We start from the raw sequence: 17410 nt of genomic DNA on the forward strand, positions 1-17410 counted from the left end.
GAGCGCCCGCCCGACCCCCTCAGGCGCTCCTGCCCAGCGAGCGCACGGTGCGCTCGCCCAAGTCGATGAGCTCTTGGCGGCCATGCGTGCCCGTTTTGGCGTAGATGCGGCGCAGGTGCGTCTCCACCGTGCTCTTCGAGATGAACAGCTCGGCGGCGATGCGCTCGCCCGTGCGGCCCCGCAGCGCGAGCGGCAGCACCTCGGCCTCACGCCTGGACAGCCCGAACCTCTCCGCGATGGCCGCGCAGGCGTCCTCGAACCTATCCGCGTCGCGCACGATCACCGACAGGGCCCTGAAGTCGCGCTCCGTGAACAGGAACAGATAGGAGAACAGCGCCGCAAGCCCTGCGGTGGCCGCGACGGCATAGGGAGCCTGGCCCGCCGGCTCCATGAGCTCGATGCCGTTGCCCAGCACCACGCCCGCCATCTCCCCCGCGTAGAGCGCCGCGAACCCGCGGGCGAACGACAGCGCCGCATCCTGCCCCGTGATCTTCGCCATCACGAGGAACAGCGACACGAGCACGCACGTGAGTCCGAGGTAGCCGGCAAGCACGATGGCCTCGCCCGGAACACCGAACGCGCCCAACACCGGCACGAACAGAAAGCCCGCCATCATCACGAGCACGGCGAGGCGGTAAGCGGCATCGAGCGGCCCTTCGGCGTCATCCGACGCGCTCGCGCCCAAGGCCCCATCCACCAGAAGCTGCAGCGCCGCGATGCAGAACAGCACGAGCAGAAGGAGCGCCGCCGCGAACGCGGGCGTCGAGGCCATACCGGGATCGGAGCCGAACGTCTCCATGAACCCGGCGGCCAAGCCGAACAGAGCGGTGCCCGCCACGATCTTCTTCGAAAGCCTGGCCGTCTCTGCGCGCTGCTCCCTCGTGGCCACGAGATCCCCGAACGTGAGAGAAGCCGCCTCCTCGGCGCCGCGCGCGCCTTTGGAAGGCGCATGCGCCCGACGCGAGCCCCTTTGCAAAGCGAACGCGCTTCCCAACGGCAGGAGCTTCAACGCGAGAAGCGCTTCGGACACGGGCACCGCCGAGACGGCCAGGCACGCCGCAGCCGCCACGCCAAACGCCGCGAGCACCCCGGGCACTGCGCGCTCCACCGGCCTCCGTCCGAGCTCGCGGCCCCATGCCGCCAGCATGAGGCCGCCGGGGGCGCCCACGAACAGGCTCTCCAGCGCGATGCCGCCCGCCCCCGACTCCGCGATGGAGGGCATGAGGGATCCGAGCACGAGCAGCGCCGCGTAGCACCACAGAAGAGGCCCTGCCAAAAGCGCGTCGCGCGCGCGAGGCGAGGCGGCGCGCAAAAGCGCGAACGACAGGACCATGCACAGAAGCGCGCCGAACAGGTCGGCGCGCTCGAACGCGAACGCTCCCTCGCCGATCGCGCGGTTTTGCCCCAGGTAGAACAGCGAGAACACGAACCCTTGATGGCAGGCGAAGCCGAGCGTCACCCGAAGCGCGCCCTCATCGCGCAGACTTGCAGCACGCACGCCGAACGGCACGGTCGTTCCTTCCCCCTTGTCGAACGTCTGGCAGGGGCCGCACACGCGGCCTCTGCCATCATACCCGAAGCTCCGAGAGCCCACGGCGCGCCGATGCGTTTCTCCCCCAAATGCGCAACCGCCCCGGCACGCTCGCCGGGGCGGTTGCGGGCGCGGGGAGGGAAGGGATCGCGCCTCTGAAAAAGAGAGTGGTTGATGGTTAGGCGGTCTGCTCGGTCTTCTTGGCGACCCTGACCGTCTTCTTCTTGGGGGCCGGATGCTCGGGCTCTTCGTCTTCGTCCTCGACGGCCAGCTCGACGTTCTCAGCTTCCTTCTCGGGCTCGTCGCTGCTCATGCCCTCGCGCAAACCCTTCACCGTCTTGCCGAGCGAGGCACCGAGTTTCGGCAGATTCTTCGGGCCGAAGATGAGCAGCGCCACCGCCAGGATGATGAGCAGTTCGGGCATCCCCATGCCAAGGATCTTCATATCTGTGCGCCTCCTACCAATTCGACAGGCCGCGCCGCGCAGACGGGCCTCCGTTTCGCTTGTTCGCTTTCAACGGATGCCAGTATGCCTCGGATCGCGGCGGCCGCCTATCGTGCAGATGCCTGATTTTGCGTGCTCGCCGCGGTTTCGCTTTGTCGTGCAAACGGGGTAGGATATGCGTCTTACCAGATCGGGCGCTTAATGCCCACCATCAACCCAAGAAGAGCCTAAACGGTTTCCCGCCGCGCGAAACAGCGAAGCGCACAGACAGCCAGTTCTGCACCCTCCACCACATCTCGTCGCGAAGCATCGAGGATGTCGGGCCGCAGCACGCAAGCCTTCAAAAGATCTGGGATTCCCGAGGCTCGCACCTCGGCATGCGCGGCCCTTCGCACACGCGTCGCAAGCGTCCGCGCTCATGTTCGACGTTTCATGCCCAACGCGCTCGCAGCCGAATTCCCAACGCACCTTCGTACAGGAGGCGATCACACAGACGGCGACGAGATCAAAAGCAGGGACGCGCGCTATCGCACAGGGGCATGCAACCGGCGGGAATCGCCGGAGCAGAGCCTACAGCCCTTCGACGACCTTGGCGGATACGACGTTGCTCGGGGATATGAGGATGGCACCCGCCTTCCCGAGCTCGGGGGCGCTCACGTAGAACGTCGAGCCGATCGTCTCGCCCATCACGAACAAGCCCTCGTCCTGCGTCGAGATGACGATGTCGAAGCCCTCGATGCCCGCGAGGTACTCCCTGTCGGACACGATCGCCACGACGAAGTCCACCGCATGCTCGTCGAAGTAGGCCGCCTGCCGCTCAAGGAAACGGGGGGACGCGGGCCCGGTCACGGCGAGCACGCCGAACCGGCGGCCTCCCCTTTTGAGGATGACCCCCTCTTCGTAACGGGAGGGATCGAGCGTGGACAGCGAGAACGCGGTGGCGCCCTTCTTCTCGTAGCTCTCCTTCACGTCGTCCACGCTGAGGGGAAGCTGCGCGCCGTCCTGTCCGACCGCGGAAGACGGGGGCGTGTCGGCCTCCGCGCCAGAGGGCGTTTCGGCTTCGGAAAGAGGCTCCGGGCCTGCGCCCTCTCCGTCCGGCGCCCCGTCGGCTGCCGAATGCGGCGTCGGACCGGCCTCGCCCTGCCCGTCGGAGAGGTCTGCCGGCCCTTCGGCGTCCTCGGACCCCTCGGGATCGACGGTGCCGGCGTAGACGATAGCCGTGTAGCCTTCCATGCTGCCGAAGGTGTCGTCGATGTTGGAGGCCGCAACGTTCCACGAATGGCCCGCGACCAGATACGATCCGAGCCCAAGCAAGCTCAGCATGATGAGGGCGGCAAACACCGCCAGCGCCATTTTCTCTCGAGACCGGGAATGCATAGTGCTCGCATTATACCGCGCCCATCCCCTGCGAGCGGAACGTCCCGCAAGGGACAGAATTTCGACAGGAAGAGGTGCAGCCTGCGGCTTCCGCGAACGCGACGGACACGATCGCTCAGACGAGCTTCTCGAAGGCCACCCGCTCGGGCGTGGCCCCCTCGGCATGGCCGATGAGGATGATGCCGCATCGCACGTAGCCGCACCGTCCGAGCAGCCTCTGCATGGGAACGTTGCCGGGATGCGTGTCCACGCGCACGCTCGCCGCGCCGCGCTCGCGCGCCAGCCCTTCGGCGCCGGCCATCGCGAAAACCGCGGCGCCCCGCCCTCGGCTCTCGGCGGCCGTGGACACGCGGTGCACCACGCCGTAGCACGGGTCATCCGAAGTGCAGGACGTGAGCCACGCGCCTTCCCGAATGCAATCGTAATCGCGCTCGCCCGAGAAGCCCACCATGGCGGTCGCCACGACCACGCCTTCGTCTTCCACAAGATAGGACTCCCCGCGCGCCACGTCGCTTTCGATCACTCCACGGTGCGGGTAACCGCCCTGCCACTGATCGAGGCCGAGCGCGCGGATGGCCGCCCGACCGTCCGCGACGATCTCCATGATGCGGTCGACGTCTCCCTCTGTCGCTTTCCGGAAATGCACAGCTGGTTCGCTTTCTCTCGTCGTTTGGTCGTTCGTCGTTGCCCGCCCACGCCGCCCGATCTTCCGGGCGCGGCAGGCCTACCAGGTTCGCTCGTAGGCGGCGCGCCGCCTCACGCGGCCGAGACCGGGTCTCAGCTCGATGTCGCCGCAGTGCCGGTAGCCGTACTCTTCGAGCAGCGCGCGGATGGGCGCGTTCTCGCGATACACGTCGGCGCGGATGCTCGAAAGCCCCTCCTCGCGCGCGATGCGCTCGGCGGTTCCAAGAATGTAGCCGCCCACGCCACGTCTGCGCGCTCCCGCGGCCACCGTCACCCAGTGCAGCGCCGCGTAGACCGCCCCGCCGTCCGGCCCACCTGCGCCGTCGGCCCATCGCGCGCCCACAGCGTGCGCGTAGGCGGGATCGCCTTTCGGATCGAGCGCGAACACGCCGATGACGCGCTCCGATCCGGCAGCGTCCTGAGCGCTTGCGGCCCCTTCGCCGTCGGCGGTCCGCTGAGCGACCACCACGTAGGCGCACCCGTCGTCGATGGCGCGCATGAGGCGTCGCGCCGAAGGATACCGCTTGCGCCCTTCCTTGATGCCGAGCGCGCGCACGGCGCGCCGCCCGTCCTCGAGCACCTCTTTCATGCGCCCGAAGTCGCCGCGCACAGCACGGCGCGCGCGGTAGTATCCCAGCTCGGTCGCACGCCCTTGAAACGGCGGCAGGTTGTCCACCGCCCCGTCATAGGCGGCCGCTCCCTGCGCCGGACGGTCGTCTCGCTGCGCCACGAGGAACATCATGCCGATGATGAGCGCAACCCCTGCAAGATCCACCGGCACGACCGGCGTCCCCAGCCACACGGCCGAGATCGCCGTGGCCGACACCGGCTCCACGCAGCCGACGAGACCCGCGCGCACGGGGCCCGCGTCGGTGATGCCCTGCAGATAGAACAAATACGCCGCGAACGTGCCCACGAGCACCATCGCCCCCATGACAAGCGCGAGGTCGAGCGAGAGGTCCACCTCGATCGTCCAGGGCCGCACGGCCGCCGTGGCCACCACGCCGCCGATGAGCATGGACAGCCCCGTGACGATGAAGCTGCCCCACTTCTCGAGCGCCTTGCCGGGAATGAGCGTGTAGCAGGCGAGCGCGAACGCCGACACGAGGCCCCAGAACAGGCCCTCGGCCGGGATGGCGAGCGCGCCGAGGTTGCCCTTCGTGGCGATGAGCACCGTGCCGGCGATGGCCAGCACGAGGCCCGCCGCCTCGCGCACCTTCGGAAGCCGCCGCGTGCGCAGGCACACGTACAGCATGATGAGCACGAGCCCCAAGCGCTCGAGCACGGTGCCCGTGCCCGCGTTCGTGTACGAGATGGCGGTAAGATAGCTCATCTGCGTGAGCAAAACGCCGAAAAGCGCGAACGCCGCGATGCGTGCGAGCGAGCGGACATCGCGCAGGGCGGCCAGCAGGTTGCGCGGCTCGCGCACGGCGCACACCGCGAGGAAGATGACCGCGGCCGAAAGCAGGCGCACGCAGGTGATCCACGACGCAGAAACGCCGAAGCCACTCGTCATGAGCTGGGCGCACGTGCCCGAGAAGCCCCAGCAGATGCCGCCGAGCGCCGCGAACGCGATGCCGCGCGCCACGCGCCCGCCCGTTCGAGCGTCCGCCGAAGCCCTTTCCCGAGAGGCCGTCCCCACAGCAGTCGAAGCCATGCCGTCTCCTCTCCGCGCCACCGAGCGCCCCTCCGGACGCGTCCCGTTCCTTCGCGCCCTCCAGGGGCACCTGCGCATTGTCGCACGTCGAACCGCGTCGGTAAAGGGGCGCGGCGCGACTTTCGCCAAGTTTTGCGCAAGCGCTCAAAAAGCCACGTCAAACGGCGATAGGAAGGATGCTGGGCAGATGCCGGGAAGAGCTCGCCACGCGCCGCCCCGAAGAGGCGCGCCCTGCGGTCCGCAAGCGCCCCGCGTCTGCGGAATCGCGCGAAGCCGACAACGGCCGCAAAAGGCGCAAGCAGTGCGAAGCGCCCTTTTGGCCCCGCCGGCAAGGGCCCCTCCCAACTCCTCGGCAACCTACCCGTGCAGCAGACGCTCGTAGGCCGCACGGCGCTTCTCACGGCCAAGCACGTCTTTGACCACGATCTCGCCGCACCGTTCGTAGCCGTGCTTCTCGAGCAGCCTTCGCATGGGCGCGTTCTCCGGGTAGACGTCGGCACGGATGCTCGCGCGCCCGCCTTCCCGCGCGATCCGGTCGGCTTTGTCGAGGATGAACATGCCCACGCCGCGGCGCCGCGCGGGCCGGTCCACTGCCACCCAGTGCAGCTCGGCGTAAGGCTGAGGGTCGGCGCGCATGTCGGTCAGCCACGCCCCGTCGATGCCGCGCGCATAGTTCTTGTCGGGCGCGAACGACACGGCGAACACCGCGATGAGACGGCCCCGCTCGTCCTCCACCACGTGCGTCGTGCCGTTCTTGATGCTGTGCATAAGGCGGCGCGCCGAAGGGTACTTCTTGTTGCGCCCCTCGTCGATACCGAGCGAGGCGAACGTCTCGTGCCCGACGTCGAGCAACGCCGACACGCGGCCGAAGTCCTCGCGCGCGGCGGGACGGCTCGCGTAGTAGCCGAGAACCGACGCGCGGCCGGCGAATAGCGGCGGGTCGTCGGGGATCGCTCCGTTCTCCGAGTCCAGCCCAGCGTCGGGCGCCGCCTCGGCGGGTGCGGCGGCGGGCCTCCGCTCGCGCTCGGTGACGAGGAAGATCATGACCACGATGAGGACGCAGCCGACCGCGTCCCATACGGATACGGGGGCGTGCAGCCATACGAGCGCGAGCACCGTGGCCGACACCGGCTCGGCGCAGCACAGAAGGCTCGCTTTCACCGGACCCGCATCGGCGACCCCCTGCAGGTAGAGCATGTAAGCGCCCAGCGTTCCCACCAGCACGATGGCCACGAGCGCGGCCAGACCTCCGCCGGAAAGCTGCACGTCCATCGTCCACGGCTGCACGACAAGCGACGCCGCCGATCCCCCGAACAGCATGGCCAGGCCCGTCACGAGCATCGAGCCCCATTTCGCCAGCACCCGCACGGGCATGAGCGTGTAAAACGACAGCGCCACGGCCGACACGAGACCCCAGGCCAAGCCCTCGACGGGTATGGCGAGGCTGCTCGGATCGCCTTGCGTGGCGATGACCGCCATGCCGCCGAGCGCGAACACGAGGCCCGCCGCCTCCCGAGCGCGCGGCAGACGCCGCGTGCGCAGACACACGTACAGCATGATGATCACGAGCCCCACCTGCTCGATGGTGGTGCCAACCCCGGCAGACGTGTAGCCGATGGCGTTGAGGTAGCTGAGCTGCGTAAGCAGCACGCCGAACACGGCGAAGGCCGCGATGCGCGCGAGCGAGCGCCAGTCGCGCAGCACCGCCACGAGGTCGCGCCAGTCGCGCACTGCAGTGAGGAACAGGAAGAACACGGCGGCGATGACCATGCGCACGCAGGTGATCCACGTGGCGGGAGCGCCGTAGTCGCTCATCAGCAACTGGGCGCACGTTCCCGAGAACCCCCAGCACACTCCTCCCGCGAGCGCGCACGCCACGCCCCGCGCCACATGGCGGCCCTCGACCGCCGCACCCGTCTGCGCCACCTGATCGACCCCCTTGCCCGCATCGGCGCCTCCTGCGTCGGCGACGCATTTTCGCACGATCCGACCTTGCGGTAAAGGGGTTCTCGGGGGGAATCGGCGAAGACCGGCTGCGCCTCCCCTCTGCGGAGCCGCAGCCCGGCGCGATGCCCCGAGCGCCCAAGCCGGGCTTTCCGCTTCGACGGCGAAACCGTGCCGAAAGGAATCGGCGGGCGGGCACCGTCGGCGCGCGCCGCCGTTCGCACCCCACGCGAAACGCCCGCTCGAACATCATGCGGCGAAGGCGCAAGCGCCACTCGAGGACGGGGCGCCCGCGCCGCGCACGGCAACGGGCTACAGCCGCCCGTCCGCGAGCATCTTCTTCACGAAGCGGCCGGTATGGCTCTCGGGAACCGAGGCCACCTCCTCGGGGGTGCCCTGCGCCACGATGCGGCCGCCGCCCTCGCCGCCCTCGGGGCCGAGGTCCACGATGCGGTCGGCGCACTTGATGACGTCGAGGTTGTGCTCGATGACGAGCACCGTGTTCCCCGCGTCCACGAGCCGCTGCAGCACGGCCAGAAGCTGGCGCACGTCCTCGAAATGCAGGCCCGTGGTGGGTTCGTCCAAGATGTAGAACGTCTTGCCGGTCTGACGTCGCTGCAGCTCGCTCGCCAGCTTCACGCGCTGCGCCTCGCCGCCGGAGAGCGTCGTGGCCGGCTGCCCGAGGCGGATGTAGCCCAGCCCCACGTCGAACAGCGTCTGCAGCTTGCGCTTGATGCCGGGTATGTTCTCGAAGAACGAAAGGGCGTCCTCCACCGTCATGTCCAGCACGTCGGCGATGCTCTTGCCGCGGTAGGTCACCTGCAGCGTCTCGCGGTTGTAGCGCGCGCCGCCGCACACCTCGCAGGGCACGTAGATGTCGGGCAAAAAGTGCATCTCGATCTTGATCTGGCCATCGCCCTTGCACGCCTCGCAGCGCCCGCCGTTCACGTTGAAGCTGAACCGCCCCGGCGAGTAGCCGCGCGCCTTGGCCTCCTGCGTGCTGGCGAACAGCGCCCGGATGTCATCCCACAGGCCGATGTAGGTGGCCGGGTTCGAGCGCGGCGTGCGCCCGATGGGGCTCTGGTCGATGTTGATGACCTTGTCGATCTTGTCCAGCCCCGTGATCTTCTTGTACGCGCCCGTGCGCCGATGCGCGTGGTTCACGCGGTTCGCGAGCGCCGGGGCCAGCGTGTCGGTGACAAGCGAGCTTTTTCCCGAGCCGGACACGCCCGTCACCACGGTGAGCGTGCCGAAGGGCACTTCGAGCGTGACGTTCTTCAGGTTGTTCTCAGTCGCGCCCGTCAGCTTGAGCGCCCCGCGGCGCGGCTTGCGGCGCGCGGAGGGCACCTCGATGCGGCGCCGCCCGCTTAAATAGTCGGCCGTGAGCGAGCCTTCGGCGCGCGCCACCTCCTCGGGCGTGCCCGCGGCCACCACTGCGCCGCCATGCTCGCCCGCGCCCGGCCCCATGTCCACCACGAAGTCGGCGCTTCTGATGGTGTCCTCGTCATGCTCCACCACCACCACGGTGTTGCCGAGGTCGCGCAGGTGCGCGAGCGTGGCGATGAGCCGTTCGTTGTCGCGCTGATGCAGGCCGATGGACGGCTCGTCCAGAATGTACAGCACGCCCATGAGCCCCGCGCCGATCTGCGTGGCGAGCCGGATGCGTTGCGCCTCGCCGCCGGAGAGCGTGGCCGTGGCCCGCTCGAGCGTGAGGTAGTCCAGCCCCACGTCCACGAGGAACTTGAGCCGCGCCTTGATCTCCTTCACGATGGGCCCGGCGATGTGGCTCTGCTGGCCCTCGAAGGAAAGCCCCTCGAAGAAGCGCAGACCCTCGGCCGCGCCCATCTCGGTGACCTCGTGGATGGACTTGCCGCCCACCGTCACCGCGAGAATCTCCGGCTTCAGGCGCTTGCCGCCGCAGGTGGCGCACGGCACGATGGCGAAGTAGCTCTGCAGCTTCTCGCGCTGCGCGTCGCTTTGCGCCTCTTGGTAGCGGCGCATGACCGCCGCGAGCGCGCCCTCCCACTCGATGCACCAATACGTCTCGCGCCCGTCCACGGTCACGTAGTCCACGCGCACCTTCTCCTTGCCGAGGCCGTGCAGAAGCGCGTCCTGCGCCTTCTTGGGCATGTCCTCCCACGGCGTGTCCTCGTCCACGCCCAGGTGCTTCGCCACGGCGCGCAGCACCTGCGGGTAGTAGTTGCCCGTGCGGAAGGGGGCGATCACGCCCTCGGCAAGCGACAGCGACGGGTCGGGCACCACGAGGGAGGCGTCCACCTCCTCGCGGCTGCCGATGCCGAGGCAATCCGGGCATGCGCCGTAGGGGGCGTTGAAGCTGAAGTCGCGCGGCTGCAGCTCGTCCATCGAATGGCCGTGCTCGGGGCACGCGAGCGCGAGCGAGAAGATATGCTCGCCCGCCCCGAGGCCACCCGTCGCGCCCGAGGAGCGCCCGCCGCCCTCCCCGAGCGGCTTGCCGTCCGGCCCCAGCACCTGCACGAGCACACGCCCGTCGGCGAGCTTCGTGGCCACCTCCACCGCCTCGGCAATGCGGCTCGTGGCGCTCTCTTTCAGCTGCACGCGGTCAACCACCACGTCGATGAAGTGCTTGATCTTCTTGTTGAGCGTACGCGGCTCGCCGTCGAGCTTCACGATCTCGCCGTCGATGCGCACGCGGGAGAAGCCCTCGCGCGCCAGGTCGGCGAACAGCTTCGTGAACTCGCCCTTGCGGCCGGCCACCACGGGCGCCATGACGATGGCCTTGGCGTCGGGCGCGAGCGCCAGTATCTCGTCGGTCACCTGGTCGGTGGTCTGCTTCATGATGGGCCGCCCGCACTCCGGGCAGTGCGGCACGCCCACGCGCGCGAACAGAAGGCGCAGGTAGTCGTATATCTCGGTGGTGGTGCCAACAGTGGAGCGGGGGTTTTTGCTCGTGGTCTTCTGGTCGATGGACACCGCGGGCGACAGCCCGTCGATGCTGTCGAGGTCGGGCTTGCTCATCTGCCCGAGGAACATGCGCGCGTAGCTGGAGAGGCTCTCCACGTAGCGGCGCTGGCCCTCGGCGTACATCGTGTCGAAGGCGAGCGACGACTTGCCGCTGCCCGACAGCCCCGTGATCACCACGAGCTCGTCACGGGGTATCGTGAGGTCGACGTCCTTGAGATTGTGCTCGCGGGCGCCCTTGATGACGATGGCGTTCTGTCCCATGCGCTTCCCTATCCTGTCCACCGCCCGGCGCGCGGGGCGACGCGGGCGGAAATGAGCGTTTCGTGCGACCATTCATTGTAGCGCAGTGCCGACGGCCTTTATCGAAAGAACATCTGTTCCGGTAAGCCGTTCAAGGTTTGCCCACATTTCGTTCGGTTCGGAACGCCCCTCATGCGGACAAAGACGTCGCCCTGTTCCCCACCCCTTTGTGCGCCGCCCTGCCTCCCGCTCCCGCGCACCCCGCCGTCTGCGCGCGGAAATCCCTCCCGTCGGGCTTTCCGCGCGCAGAGTCGTAACGCGTCGAGAAAGAGAAGGGGCGACCCCCTTTGAAATTCCCGAGCGCACCCGTCGCGCGCCTTCAAGTTATGCTACTATAACTTTCATGAAAGAGCTGAACGACACCCCTCAGACCGCCAAGCGGCGGGCCCGCGAGAAGCGCACCGTCTCGCAGATGATCGCGCTGTACTGCATGGGAAACCACGACGCCAGCGCGCGCACCGAGCGCGCCATGTGCGGCGAGCCCGTGTGCCCCGAGTGCGCAGCGCTCGACGCCTACGCGGCGCTGCGCACCGAGCGCTGCCGCGAGATGGACGTGAAGACCTCGTGCGAGCAGTGCGGCAACCACTGCTACAAACCCGAGATGCGCGAGAAGGTGCGGGCCGTCATGCGCTACGCCGGCCCGCGGATGCTCACGAAGCACCCCGTGGCCGCCCTGCGCCACCTGCTAGGCAAGTAGGCGCGTCGCGCGTCATCTCTCGGCGACGCCCTCGTAGGCCCTGTAGCGGGACGCCCCCTCTTCGCAGCAGTTCATGACCACGCCGACAAGGTTCGCGCCCCCTTTGCGCAGCTGGTCGCACGCCTTCGCCACCATCGCCCGCTCGGCGAAGCCCTCGCGCACCACGAGCAACGTGGCGTCGACGATTGATCCGATCACGGCCGCGTCCACGAAAAGGCCCGCCGGAGGGGTGTCCACCACCACGTGGTCGAACCGCCTTCCCAAATGGGCGATCAGAGAGCGGAAGCTTTGCGAGTCGAGGATGTCGACAGGGCACGCCACGCCGGGCTCGGCATCGAGAAGGTGCAGGCGGGGAGCCGTCGTGCGCACGATCGCTCGGGCCGGCTCGACATCACCGAGCACCACCGAGCAAATCCCCGCCCGGGCATGCGCCCCGAGGCGCCCGGCGAGGGAGCGCCTCCTCATGTCGCACTCCACGAGCAGGGTCCGCTTCCCCGACGCCGCCATCGCCCGCGCCAGTTCGATGGCGATCGTCGTCTTGCCCTCGTTCGCCATCGCGCTCGTGATCGCGATCGTCCGCAGCGGCTGATCGACGCTTGCGAATCCCAGGTTCGCGCACAGCGTGCTCAAGGCGTTTCGCTGCTCCGATCCGAACGGTTTCGCCAGGCGGGCCTTCGTCCTTCTTCCGATCATCCTCACCGTCGCTTTCCCGGCTGTGCGGACGACATAGTCCTTTTCGTGCCGGCAAACTTCTCTCCACATTCCTCAATCGGCTTCATATATGAAGCCGATTGGATGATTATACCGAATAATCTGAGCAGATGGACGCCGACAAGAAAAGAGCGCTCTTGGGAAGCGCGATACGCAAGCGACGGGAGGCCCAAGGCCTGTCGCAACAGAAGCTCGCCCTCATGGTAGGCAGCAGCAAGTCCCATATCTGGCGCATCGAAACAGGCCGCGTGAGCGTGGGCCTCGACGATCTCGGCCGCATAGCGGACGCCCTCGACGCAAAAGTCCGCGACCTCATCCTCTTTTAGACCCGCCCTGCCGCCCGCCGGAGATGAAAGAAGATTCGCCCTGAAGACGGCCGGGGCCCTCGAAGACGGATACCCCAACCGGTGCGGACGGCCCCCTGCGTGAGAACGCGAGACTGCACCGAACCCTCTGTCAAACCGGGATTGGCACGAACCTGTGTTCGCCCATCCTCGAGCCGAGCCTATTCTGACCGGGCGCTTCGGAAGACCCCTCCCCGCCCACCCAAGAGGCGGGGCCTCCTGCAGTGCCGGCGAGATCCTGCCCGGAGAACAGACCTGATGTCAATCTTGGTCTAACAGAGGGGCGATCTCCGCTGTTAAGCCAAAATCGACACGAACTCACGTTCGCTTAATATCGAGGCGAGCCTCCCCTGACCGGGCCCCTCTTCACGAAGGAGGGGCAGCCGCACCTCGGGCATGCGGCCGGCTCGCCTGTTGCCCTTGAGCGAGCTCCTCAGCGATGGCGGCCTTGGGGTCCTCGAGCAGCCCGATCCCCTCTTCGCACGCAAGCTGCGAGGTGAATTGCGATGCGATGCCTTTCACGGGCCCTTCCTTTCCCGATGCGGTTCTCGACGATCGCATCTTAAAAAGGGGGGGGGCCTCTTTCCATGCGCTCCGAAAACGCCCCGGTGACCTGCAAGATATCAATGGCGGTTCAACATAGACGGGAGAGGCGTTTAGCGCAAAATGACGGTTAAGAACGATTCTTCCGCTTCCTAGAGGAGCGTTTTCGGAGAAACGCCAGGTCGCGAAACTCGATCTCGTTGAAAAATCGTTCTTAACCGTTATTTCGTGCTACCGCATCGGCGCCGCTATGGCAAACCAGGATTGACACGAACCTGTGTTCGCTGATGCTCGGGCCGTACTTCCCTGATCGGAGCTTCGGAAGCCCCCGTCCGCTGGACGGGACGGGGGCTTCCGAAGCTCCGACGGCCCATCTCGGCGGGCCGACCCGGCCCCTGCCGATCCCGGCTTGGCAGGGATAACGCCCCGAAACGGCGCAGATCGCGTCTTGCGCATAGGTTTTCTCCCGGAAAAGCGCCCCGAGGAGCCGGCGGCGGCTCCGATGGAGATCCCAGCTTAGGAAAACGCCCTCGCCGAGAAGGGAGGGCGCTCGGCTGCCTATGCGCAAGGCGCGATCTCTGCCGTTTCGGGCCGAAGTCCGTGCCAGACCAAGATCGATGCGGCTTGCATTCTCCTCATATCGAACCCGATCCGGACAAACTCGGCTCGAGGCCCGGCGAACGTGAGCTCGTGTCAATCCTGGTTCAACAGGTAGGTCCCGCTTCCCCTTGTTCGCCACCAGGCCCGCCAAAAAGCGCGCCCATCCGGCGCGGGCGCCTCCGTCTGCGCGGGGAACCGAGCGCCGACGGCTCCCCGCGCCCTGAGTTCAAAGCCCCTGCGTTGCGAGGAACCCCGCGAACGCGAGCGCATACGCTCCGAACGCCGTCCATGTCGCCTTGCCGAGTCCGCGCAGCCCCGCAAGGCCGTGCTCGAGCACGGAGCCAGCAGCCGAGCAGAGGGCGACGGCCAGAAACGCGATGGACGCGATCGGGAACACGTTCGATGCCACGGAGCCTCCTTCCCGAGAATCGTCGCGATATCCACCCCGGCCCGTCTGCACGCGCGGGCCCCGACGCCTCGAAGCCCGCGCGCATCCGACGCGCCGCCTACCCCAGAAGCCTTCTGCCGAGCGAGGCGCGCACGAGGCCGCGGCTCGCGAGGTACGTGACCAGCAGGTAGCCGCCGTACACGAGGGCCGTGAACGCGGCGGCGGCGGCGACGGCGTCCGACACCGACACGCCCAGCTGGTCGAGCACGTCGCGCGCGATCACGCTCACGGCGCACGCCGTGTGGCACGCCGCCAGCGCAAGCGGCGCGAGGAAGTAGACGGCCACCTGGACGAGGATCGAGCGGAACATCATGCGCCGCTCGCACCCGATCTCGGCGAGCATGCGGTAGCGCGCAAGCGAGTCGCTCGCCTCGGAGAGCTGCTGGATGGCCAGAAGCGCCGCCGTGGTGATGAGGAACACGAACCCGATGTAGAGTGCCAGGTAGGTGATCATCATGCGCATCCCGCCGGACTGCTCGACCACCTCGTCGGCGGTGTAGGTGGCGGTGACGGGCCAGGGCGAGCGATCGTAGGAGGGCTCCTGCGCCCCTTCCCGGCCCTCGGCCGGCAAGGCGAGGGCGAGGGCCTCTTCGAGCAGCCGGTCGCCCTCGGCCCGGTCCGTGCGGTAGGACAGGTCGAGGTAGCTCGCGTAAGGCGCCTCGCCGGCGGCGCGCAGGGCCTCCACCGTCTCGTCGGGCACGACGAGCATGGCCCCGTCGGTGACGAACGCCGAGGTGGACAGCGGCTGCTCGACGTAGAGGCCCGAAGCCGAGAGCACGCGTCCCCCCACCTCGATCTCGACGCCCTCCTCGGCCATCGCGCGCGAGAGCTCCTCGGACAGGGCAACGGCGTTGTTCACGGCGTAGGTGCCCGCGGAAAGCTCGATGGGGCCGCGTCCGGCCAGGGCGCGCACCGCGTTGAACTGCGACAGCCCCACCACGCCCACGGTCTGGGGCGCAAGGGCCTCCTCCTGCAGGCCTCCGTCGACCCCCGCGCCCAAGCGCTCCATGAGCGCTCCGTAGGTGTCCGTGCCCTCCCGCGGCTGGTAGAGGTCGGCCTGGGCGGCCTTTTCCACGAACTCGTCCCAGTTCGGCACGGATTCGTCAAAGAAGCGCGCGATGTCCCAGCCGTAGGCGCCCGCCTTTTCGCGCACGGCCTGCGCGGCCTCATCGTCGCCGCCGTCGAGCGCAAGGTACACGTCCGCTGTGAGGGAGGCGTCGAACAGCGTTCCCTCCTCCACGCCGTCGGAGAACACCTGCACGAACCCCGATCCGGTGGAGAACACGGCAAGCGAGAAGAACAGCATGACGCACACCGTCGACAGCGACAGGAACGCCGTGTTCACCTTGCTCGCCACCTGCCGCGTCGTGAACATCGCGAGGCCCCTGAAGTACACGCCGGGAACCCGCTCGAGCGCGGCCACGGCGAAGCCGGCCGCCGACCAGAAGAACAAAAACGTGCCCGCCACCATGAGCGCCGTCGCCTTCCAGAACTCGGCGCCGAACTCCGTGAGGCCGCTCTCGAGGAGCGTGCCGTAGGCCCACGCCAGAAGCCCCACGGCCACGGCGAAGCCCGCCAGGCCGACCCAGGGGCTGCGGATGCGGGACCGCTCGCTGCGCACGGCGGCGCCGAACAGGTCGACGAGCCGGCAGCGGCGCAGGGACAGCGTGTTGAACAGCGCGACGACCGCGAAGATGATCGCGAAGCACAGAAGCGTCTGGCGAAGCGCCTCGGCCGAGAGCACGAAGCGGTACTGCTGCATGGGGATGCTGAACAGCCCCGCCGTGAGGAAGGACAGCCCTTGGGACAGCGCGAGCCCCAGCACGAGGCCCGCCGCGAGCGACGCCGCGCCCACGCAGGCCGTCTCCATGAGCACGATGGCCGACACCTGGGCCGGGCGCATGCCCAGAAGGAGGTACACGCCGAACTCTCGCTTGCGCCTGCGGATGAGGAAGCGGTTCGCGTAGATGACGAGGAACCCCAGCACGCACGCGATGAGGACCGAGAACATCCCCAGGAAGCGGGCCGTGAGGTCGAAGGCGTCGGCGGAGGCGACGCCTCGCAAGTCGAACAGGACGGATTGGCTCTGCACGGAGTTGAACGCGTAGAACGCCGCGACGCCGAACACGAGCGTGACGAAGTACACCGCGTAGTCGCGCATCGAGCGGCGCACGTTGCGGACAGCGAGTCTAGCCAGCATCGCGCACGTCACCGCCCAGAAACGTCACCACTTCCATGATGCGCCCGAAGAACTCGGCGCGGCTCAGGCCGCCCCGCAGGATCTCGTTGAACACGGCGCCGTCCTTGATGAACAGGATGCGGCTTGCGAACGACGCGGCGAACGAGTCGTGCGTGACCATCATGATGGTGGCCCCCAGCCGCCCGTTCATCATGGACAGCGTGTCGAGAATCACCGACGCGCTGCGGGAGTCGAGCGCGCCGGTGGGCTCGTCGGCCAGCACGAGCTTCGGGTCGGCGACCATGGCGCGGGCCGCGGCGACGCGCTGGCGCTGCCCGCCCGACATCTGGCAGGGGCGCTTGCCCAGCACCTCCGACACGCCCAGCGCGGCGGCCGTCTGCTCCACCCGTGCGCGCACGGAGGCGGGCCTCTCGCCTTTGATGGTGAGCGCGAGCGCGATGTTCTCGAAGCCCGTGAGCGTGTCGAGCAGGTTGGAATCCTGGAAGATGAAGCCGAGGTCGTCGCGCCGGAAGCGCGAGAGCGCGCGGGCGCGCAGGGACGTGATGTCGCGCCCGTCCACGAGGATATGGCCGCTCGTCACGGTGTCGATGGTGGCCACGCAGTTCAGAAGCGTGGTCTTGCCCGATCCCGACGGCCCCATGATCCCCACGAACTCGCCGGGCATGACGTCGAAGCTGATGTCGTTTATCGCGTGCGTGATCGAATCGCGGTTGCCGTAGACCTTCTCGATCTGCCTCACGGACAGGATGGGCCGCGTGCCGGCCGCCCCCTGGGCGGCGGCGGAGCGCGGCGTCGCGAACGTTTCCGCCATGGCTCTTCTCCTTCTCTCATCGGGTGCGCCACGATGCTACCCCGCCGCGCGCCCGCGCGCCATCGAAGAGCCTTACCCGAACCTTACGGTTTCGTCAGGTTTCGTCAGATCGCCCGCGAAAGGCCCGCCATGGCCGCCTCTCGCCGCAAGCGTCCCGCCCGCCCCCGTCAGGCCC

General features: G+C 68.1%; 13 protein-coding genes. 2 read left to right on the forward strand and 11 right to left on the reverse strand.

What is annotated here, in order from left to right; translation table 11 throughout:
- Nucleotides 1–19 precede the first annotated feature (19 nt).
- From C2L80_RS06065 to uvrA, 7 genes are all read right to left on the reverse strand, one after another.
- Nucleotides 20–1510, reverse strand: coding sequence for a helix-turn-helix transcriptional regulator (locus tag C2L80_RS06065; protein WP_087195277.1), 1491 nt, complete (start codon nucleotides 1508–1510; stop codon nucleotides 20–22).
- 199 nt (nucleotides 1511–1709) lie between these two features.
- Nucleotides 1710–1976, reverse strand: coding sequence for a twin-arginine translocase TatA/TatE family subunit (gene tatA, locus C2L80_RS06070; RefSeq protein WP_087195276.1), 267 nt, complete (start codon nucleotides 1974–1976; stop codon nucleotides 1710–1712).
- A gap of 570 nt (nucleotides 1977–2546) precedes the next feature.
- Nucleotides 2547–3353: a hypothetical protein gene (locus C2L80_RS06075; protein ID WP_087195275.1), complete on the reverse strand. Its 807-nt coding sequence runs from the start codon at nucleotides 3351–3353 to the stop codon at nucleotides 2547–2549.
- Nucleotides 3354–3468: 115 nt separating this feature from the next.
- Nucleotides 3469–3957 (reverse strand): GNAT family N-acetyltransferase, encoded by a 489-nt coding sequence (locus C2L80_RS06080; RefSeq protein WP_087195308.1) that lies wholly within the window; start codon nucleotides 3955–3957, stop codon nucleotides 3469–3471.
- A gap of 120 nt (nucleotides 3958–4077) precedes the next feature.
- Complete coding sequence (locus C2L80_RS06085) at nucleotides 4078–5694, reverse strand: GNAT family N-acetyltransferase (RefSeq protein WP_087195274.1); 1617 nt, start codon at nucleotides 5692–5694, stop codon at nucleotides 4078–4080.
- 357 nt (nucleotides 5695–6051) lie between these two features.
- Entirely contained in the window at nucleotides 6052–7584 is a 1533-nt protein-coding gene (locus tag C2L80_RS06090) for a GNAT family N-acetyltransferase (RefSeq protein WP_476707478.1), read from the reverse strand.
- A 366-nt stretch (nucleotides 7585–7950) separates the two neighbouring features.
- Complete coding sequence (gene uvrA / locus C2L80_RS06095; protein ID WP_087195273.1) at nucleotides 7951–10842, reverse strand: excinuclease ABC subunit UvrA; 2892 nt, start codon at nucleotides 10840–10842, stop codon at nucleotides 7951–7953.
- A gap of 382 nt (nucleotides 10843–11224) precedes the next feature.
- On the opposite strand from uvrA, the gene C2L80_RS06100 reads away from it, so the two are divergent.
- On the forward strand, nucleotides 11225–11578 hold the full coding sequence (locus tag C2L80_RS06100; protein WP_087195272.1) for a nitrous oxide-stimulated promoter family protein: 354 nt from the start codon (nucleotides 11225–11227) through the stop codon (nucleotides 11576–11578).
- A gap of 12 nt (nucleotides 11579–11590) precedes the next feature.
- On the opposite strand, the gene C2L80_RS06105 is transcribed toward C2L80_RS06100, so the two are convergent.
- Nucleotides 11591–12271: a CpsD/CapB family tyrosine-protein kinase gene (locus C2L80_RS06105; RefSeq protein WP_239938752.1), complete on the reverse strand. Its 681-nt coding sequence runs from the start codon at nucleotides 12269–12271 to the stop codon at nucleotides 11591–11593.
- Nucleotides 12272–12426: 155 nt separating this feature from the next.
- Between C2L80_RS06105 and C2L80_RS06110 the strand changes: the two genes are divergently transcribed.
- Nucleotides 12427–12615: a helix-turn-helix domain-containing protein gene (locus tag C2L80_RS06110; RefSeq protein WP_420820263.1), complete on the forward strand. Its 189-nt coding sequence runs from the start codon at nucleotides 12427–12429 to the stop codon at nucleotides 12613–12615.
- Nucleotides 12616–14002: 1387 nt separating this feature from the next.
- Here C2L80_RS06110 and C2L80_RS06115 read toward each other — a convergent pair.
- The 3 genes from C2L80_RS06115 to C2L80_RS06125 all read right to left on the reverse strand — a co-directional run bounded on the left by C2L80_RS06115 (nucleotide 14003) and on the right by C2L80_RS06125 (nucleotide 17235).
- Nucleotides 14003–14185 (reverse strand): receptor, encoded by a 183-nt coding sequence (locus C2L80_RS06115; protein WP_103262855.1) that lies wholly within the window; start codon nucleotides 14183–14185, stop codon nucleotides 14003–14005.
- Between the two features lie 97 nt (nucleotides 14186–14282).
- Nucleotides 14283–16424, reverse strand: a complete 2142-nt coding sequence (locus C2L80_RS06120; protein WP_103262856.1) for an FtsX-like permease family protein — start codon at nucleotides 16422–16424, stop codon at nucleotides 14283–14285.
- Entirely contained in the window at nucleotides 16414–17235 is an 822-nt protein-coding gene (locus tag C2L80_RS06125) for an ABC transporter ATP-binding protein (protein WP_103262857.1), read from the reverse strand. Before C2L80_RS06125 ends, C2L80_RS06120 begins: the two co-directional genes overlap by 11 nt.
- Nucleotides 17236–17410: the final 175 nt, after the last annotated feature.

Source organism: Rubneribacter badeniensis (assembly GCF_002899695.1).
Lineage (GTDB): Bacteria > Actinomycetota > Coriobacteriia > Coriobacteriales > Eggerthellaceae > Rubneribacter > Rubneribacter badeniensis.